General features: G+C 23.4%; 3 protein-coding genes. All 3 read right to left on the bottom strand.

What is annotated here, in order from left to right; all coding sequences use genetic code 11:
- On the bottom strand, positions 1 to 1,766 hold a 1,766-nt coding region (locus HZY83_RS03060; protein ID WP_179942609.1), incomplete at its 3' end, for a CD3337/EF1877 family mobilome membrane protein.
- Between the two features lie 61 nt (positions 1,767 to 1,827).
- Complete coding sequence (locus HZY83_RS03065) at positions 1,828 to 2,265, bottom strand: hypothetical protein (protein WP_179942610.1); 438 nt, start codon at positions 2,263 to 2,265, stop codon at positions 1,828 to 1,830.
- 24 nt (positions 2,266 to 2,289) lie between these two features.
- The gene (locus HZY83_RS03070) at positions 2,290 to 2,661 is read right to left on the bottom strand and encodes a hypothetical protein (RefSeq protein ID WP_179942611.1); all 372 of its coding nucleotides are present in this window, start codon (positions 2,659 to 2,661) and stop codon (positions 2,290 to 2,292) included.
- Between the last annotated feature and the right edge of the window lie 41 nt (positions 2,662 to 2,702).

The raw sequence follows: 2,702 nt of genomic DNA on the forward strand, positions 1-2,702 counted from the left end.
GTATTTCTATATTGAGTATTCCTTATTTTATAAGGATTTGTATTATCTTTTATTTCATTATTAAAATTATTTTGTGGTGTCCTTGAATTATAATCTATATTGTTTTTATATGGTAAATCATTTTTATAATCGTTATAATTTGCTTTGCTTTCTTCTAAATATTCATCGTAACTTGTTTTTTGATTTGTACGTACATAATTATTATCATTAGCTTTATAATTATTTCTACTCTCTAAATTTGTATCTTCATTTTTTGTATAATCATTTTGATTTTGTCTCACATAGTCATTTACATTATCGTTATTTTCTATATTAGTATCTTGATAGTCTTGTATTTCTTCTATTTGCGATGTACGCTCTATAATTTTTCCTTTATCATCAATTCTTTGTGTTATTTCTTGTTCTTCATACGTTCCGTTATTAACTTTATTAATTAGTTGTTGTTCATCATCTTTTCTCTTTTGTCTATCCTTAATATAGTCATTTACTCCTTGTTTTGTATTAGATATACCATTTCTAAATGTATCTAAACCTTTAAAACTTGTTGATAAATCTCTTGTGTATTGATTATTCGCAAATGTACTTGCTATTTCTGTTCGTTTTTTATAAAGTGATAATATAGCGACTAAAAACATTATTGTTGATACTGAATATGTTGTAAGTGCTGATGATGTTGTGCTTTCCATTATTTTTGAAACTAGTGCCATTACTATATCAATAAATAATACTATTAAACCTAACATTGCTTTTAAAAGATACATTCCTAGTAATTTTTTAAACATTATTACATAGTTACTACTCATTCCTGGTATCATTGATAACATTATTCCAAATGGTATTACTAATATATAAAATAATATTTGTACTTGTATTATAAAGCTAAAAAAGGCTATTATAGAAAATGGAATCATATATAGTAAATTCATTCCAATAGAGACAATAGCTACTTTAATTTTATGAGATCCTGAATTAGATGATATATAATAATTTTGAGTATTCCTATCTTCAAATTTTGATTTCCCTGATAATTCTACGTCTTCTAAATAAGTTTCTAATTCATCATCAGTTTTAAATTCTAAAAGTCCATTGACTTTATCTTGTCCAACTTCTTCAATAGTTAATTTATCCCAATTTAATATTAAAAAAGGTTGCTCTACCATTTTTTCAAATGTTTTTTCACGCATTAAATCAACACCTGAATTATTATCGCTAATACCTACAGTTTCTGTTATATTATTACCACTACTTGCGATTATTCCTTGTAATTCACTTGATAAACCGTTAGCTGTTCTTATTATTGTACCTGAATTTGTAATCCATAAAACACCTATTCCAATAACTATAAAAAGATTAATTGCTTCACGTATTCCCCTACCGTTCTTAGTTAAATATCTTATACCTATAAATAAAACAGCTATTACAAATAATAAAGCCCCTACTTGTCCGAATATATTTTCATAAATTCTACTAGACATATCACTAAGTACATCTACTATACTATCTAATGCTTTATTATCGTATAGGTATTTTAAGAAAAAATCTGTAATACTCGCAAACCATTTAGCTATACTAAAAAACCAATTTGAAATAGTATTTTGTAAAGTAGCTATTTTAAATACAGAAGATTCCTCGTGAATATATGATTGATACTGTTCAATATTTCTATATTTTTCATCAATATTATTCGCATACGCAATTAAAATTGTACTAAAAAATAACATTAATGTAGAAATAGCTATATAAATTACTTTTTTTAGTTTCTTCAAAAAATATCCCCCTTTCTTGACAAATAAAAAAAGACAACAAATTTAATTGTTATCTCATTCACTAAAATAAATTGTCTTTTATTTTTGAATATACTTTATAATAAATACTAGGATTAGTTAACTTTATATCATAATTTTTTACATCATATAAACTTAAAACATCTACACTTCCATCAGAATTTTTTATATTTATAATTCTATTGCTTCTTCCTCTTAAAAAAGATAATTGTTCTTGATAAACTTTTTCGCCACCTGTAAAAGTATAACTCTTAATCTCTCCATTTTTTAAAACAACTGTAACTAAATATTTAGGTCTAAAAATAAAAATTCTTAACAAAGAATAAATTAAAGAGAAAAAAAACAAAATAATAATTATTATAGTTGCTAAATTATAAAATATATTGAATAATATATTATTATAGCCAACCAAATCTCTTAAAAAATTTAAAATTGTTAATGTTACTAAAGTAGTTATAACTATCGAAAAAATCTGTTTCATAAAATATACACCTTTTAATTACTTTTAAAATTCTTCTTTTAAATTTTTATTATTTTGTTCTTCATATAATAATACTTGCAACATATTAGAAATATAACCTTCATCATTGCTAGAAAATCTTTTTACATTTCCGTTTTTTTCTATAACGTAAATATCTGTCTTACCATTTCCATTATGATTATACGTTAATTTATAAACATTTCTTTTACCGTCTATGTCTTTATCATCTAAATTAAAAGTAACATCATAAATCTTAAAATTAATGTCTTCTCTTTTTAACTCTGCTTTTTGTAGTATCTTGTTTAATTCATCATCATATTTTTTACTCTTACTAGAACAACCAACTATCGTTACAACCAATAAAAAAGCTGTTATTATTGATACAATCTTTTTCATAATCTATCTCCTTATATCTTCTACCATTTTAATTATATCAA

Source organism: Gemella sp. GH3 (assembly GCF_013415425.1).
In the GTDB taxonomy this organism is placed as follows: Bacteria; Bacillota; Bacilli; order Staphylococcales; family Gemellaceae; genus Gemelliphila.

What these genes read in the sequence shown, in the direction of transcription:
- HZY83_RS03065 (WP_179942610.1), bottom strand. Translation starts at nt 2,265, where the DNA reads ATGAAACAGATTTTTTCGATAGTTATAACTACTTTAGTAACATTAACA.
- HZY83_RS03070 (WP_179942611.1), bottom strand. Translation starts at nt 2,661, where the DNA reads ATGAAAAAGATTGTATCAATAATAACAGCTTTTTTATTGGTTGTAACG.